This is a genomic window from Pseudoalteromonas aurantia (assembly GCF_005886875.1).
Classification (GTDB): domain Bacteria; phylum Pseudomonadota; class Gammaproteobacteria; order Enterobacterales; family Alteromonadaceae; genus Pseudoalteromonas; species Pseudoalteromonas aurantia_A.
The window spans coordinates 1-3,262 of record NZ_PNBY01000136.1 but is presented as its reverse complement, the minus strand read 5'-3'; the positions used below and the strand labels follow the sequence as shown (position 1 = coordinate 3,262).

Sequence of the window (3,262 nt, the reverse complement as noted above, 5' to 3'; positions counted from 1 at the left end):
ACCAGTTAAGCCCGGATATATGTCTGAGCAACGCTTTATTGCAAATGGGTCAAACGTCAAACAGTGGCAGCGACGAAATGAAAAAACGAGATAGTTTATTCTACCCCGCCAGAGTTATTTTGTTTGACATACCGGGAGTGTCCATATATGTCAGCTAAAATTTTTGTGCATCAGTTAAAATTTTTGTGCAAAGCACAAGAAGCGATGTGCGGAACAGACCACCTTAAAAAAATGTTGAACTTATGGTGTTTATTCATACTCGCACTAAGTTCAATGCCTTATCCAAAATGAAAAGCATTGAACCAAGCTTATTTTTTAAAAATTAATGGTATTCAACTTCGTCGTGAATTAACTCAATAGCTGCTTCATCAGTCAAGTCAAATATTTTTCTCGCAACAGTTTTACCCGCTGAATTTTGACATTCAACTGATTGGATTAAGACCGGTTTAGGGTTTGCACCATTATCAACCACTTTATTGGTCATAAATACATTCGAATTAAACTTATCCGCTCCACCAACACCATTAAATAAGCCTAAATCCGGGCTGAATTTCGACGTGGTTTGACAGAAAGAATCAGTTGTCTGATTTTCGATACGAAGCGTGCTGTTAGCTTTATATTCAGTGTGATAGCCAAAAGATTGATGAGGTTGGATATATTGACTATTTTCAGTTGGCTCAACAGTCAAAACCCAATGAATTTTTGGAGCACTTGGAATTTTCACATGAATTTTATATTCATCACCTGAGTCATCATCACAGGTAACAACTAATTTTTTATTAATTGCTACATACTCGTCAGGTATGGTTGTTAGGACTTGATGAATTCTACCATGTTGGTCAACGGTTCTTATACTTGCAAAAGTAATTAATTCCCCTGTATTTTCAGTTTGAACCTCGGCTGAGTAACATTTATTCGTTGTTGCACTCGGATGAAGGTATACATCCAGATAATGAGCATAATCACTTGCAATAACAGATGAAGATACTGGGCCCTCTGCATACGTTGTATAACGATCATAGCCATCTATATCAAACACATTTTTTGAACTTGCAAAACTTTGTGTGATTGTTGCTAACGATAAAGCCACTACAGCAAAATTACATACTTTCATTTAAAATTCCTTATAAAAATAACAACATAAAAACAATCAACGGAATATACCCGGGTTGATGAGTGCACTCTATTCACAAATGACAGCGCTGTCAAATTACACTTTTATTAAGGATTCCTATCTTGGCATAGCTTGATTTAAATAAATGTAAATGAGAAGATTTTAACTATGAGAAGGCAAAAATAAAGTTGATAAAAACACAATATAAGAATACAACATCATTTAGTGTAAAATATTTAATTAAATAACGTGTATAATTTCAAAATATCTATTCACCAAAGCAGTAAATCATAAGATCTAAAAATTAATAATTTCATAAAACACACCATTCTGTATACAACACAATCAAGAAGATGAGGTAATTTAGATTTAATCATTGAGATTAAATTAAGATAAAAAATAAAATAATTTATTTTGTAAAACCCTAATAAATGAACAAAAATCAGACACCTCCTAGGGCCAGAATTTCAAGTGGCAGAATTTCAAGCGACATCCAACGCAAATTGATGATTTACCATTCGCCACGTTCAAGCTGGCATGCCGCTTAGCCCATAAACTCTCATTCATTACATGGGCTATATACTGAAAAGCAGACAAAAATTAATAACAATCAGGTTTACATGTCTTTTCTCTACAATCTACCGCAATAAATTGCTTTTTAATGTTATGTTGTAACAAGATCAAGCTACCTTAAACTATTGAATTACACACATGAACACACAGGGATTCAAACACATATTTACAGGACTTGTTTGCAGCACAGTCATACTGGGCTGTCAAACGGTAATGAGCACATCTAACACACAAAAAACCAATGATTTAGTGGTTGCTACGTGGAATATTGAACACTTAGCAGCACAAAATAATCAAGGCTGTAAAGGCCGAGAAAATAGCGATTATGCTGCACTTAGCGCTTATAAAAACAAAGTAGATGCGGATATATATGCCTTGCAAGAAGTCGGTTCTGTGGCTGCTGTACAACGCGTTTTTAACCCATCACAATGGCAAGTATTCATCTCTGATAGAGCTGACTCGCCAAGTTATACGTGCCGCGGCAGCGAGCAGTCGTCAACGCAACAAAAAGTTGCCTATGCGGTGAAAAAAACCATTACGGTTAATAACATCACGCACCTAGACGCACTCAGTGCGCCGCAGTTTGGCCTTCGTAACGCATTGCAACTGGATATAGAGCATGCAGGAAAGTCACTCTCTTTGATTAACTTTCACTTAAAAAGCGGCTGCTTTGTTGACGACTACTTAAACAGCGACCGCAAAAGCTGTGGCGTATTGGCTCAACAAGCTGAAATTTTAAAAAATATGCTTAAGCAGCAACAAAAAAGCCAACCTAATTTGGTCTTATTAGGAGACTTTAACCACCGCTTAGCCAATCCTAGCAATCGCTTACGTGCTGATTTAGGGCTTACAAACACAGTGAAACAAAGCGCATGGCTAAATACCACTGACTCTGTACAAGGTTGCCACCCTAAATACCCAGCCCCGATTGACCATATTATTGTCTCGTCATCATTGGTGCAGCACCTTAATAAACCAGAATCACAGTTTCACTACTTCGAAGATATGACACCAAACAACATGCTTAGCGACCATTGTGCTTTAACGTTACGCTTTAATTTCTAGGAGATAGTTGGTCCAAACGTCTGCGTTTGGACCGATATTAGCCGAGGTTAAAAAACACGGTTTATACTATGGTTTACGTGCTTTTATGGAGTAAATTAGAGTCACTTGCTGCTCTTTATGCTGCATTTGATAACGCTTTTCAGCCACCTGCTCTAGCCCGTCAAAGCAATCATAAGGGCTATAAGCATGCTCTTCAAACAGCTCTATGATCAAACCTGCATTGATCAGTGCGCTCATCACGTTACTCAGTGAATGTGGCCACGTGATCACTTGAGACACTTGCCCATCACAATTTTCTGTATACGTGGTTTCTTCTTCAATATCTGGCTCATCTTTAGGAAAGTATGAATACCCTGACAACAAGTCATTAAAGGTGTGAAATTCAAATAAATGAAACGGGGGGGGGGGGGGGGGGGGGGGGGGGTGGGGGGGGGGGGGGGGGGGGGGGGGGGGGGGGGGGGGGGGGGGGGGGGGGGGGGGGGGTGGGGGGGGGGGGGGGGGGGGGGGGGG

Annotated in this window: 3 protein-coding genes; 1 reads left to right on the top strand and 2 read right to left on the bottom strand. The window is 39.3% G+C overall.

The genetic code is table 11. The features are described 5' to 3' along the window. Positions 1 to 322 precede the first annotated feature (322 nt). Positions 323 to 1,114, bottom strand: coding sequence for a hypothetical protein (locus CWC18_RS19585; protein WP_138591699.1), 792 nt, complete (start codon positions 1,112 to 1,114; stop codon positions 323 to 325). 786 nt (positions 1,115 to 1,900) lie between these two features. On the opposite strand from CWC18_RS19585, the gene CWC18_RS19580 reads away from it, so the two are divergent. Next, the gene (locus CWC18_RS19580; protein ID WP_171041172.1) at positions 1,901 to 2,752 is read left to right on the top strand and encodes an endonuclease/exonuclease/phosphatase family protein; all 852 of its coding nucleotides are present in this window, start codon (positions 1,901 to 1,903) and stop codon (positions 2,750 to 2,752) included. Between the two features lie 66 nt (positions 2,753 to 2,818). Here the strand turns inward: CWC18_RS19580 and CWC18_RS19575 are convergent, their stop codons facing one another. Beyond that, positions 2,819 to 3,112, bottom strand: a complete 294-nt coding sequence (locus tag CWC18_RS19575; protein ID WP_212747746.1) for a hypothetical protein — start codon at positions 3,110 to 3,112, stop codon at positions 2,819 to 2,821. Positions 3,113 to 3,262: the final 150 nt, after the last annotated feature.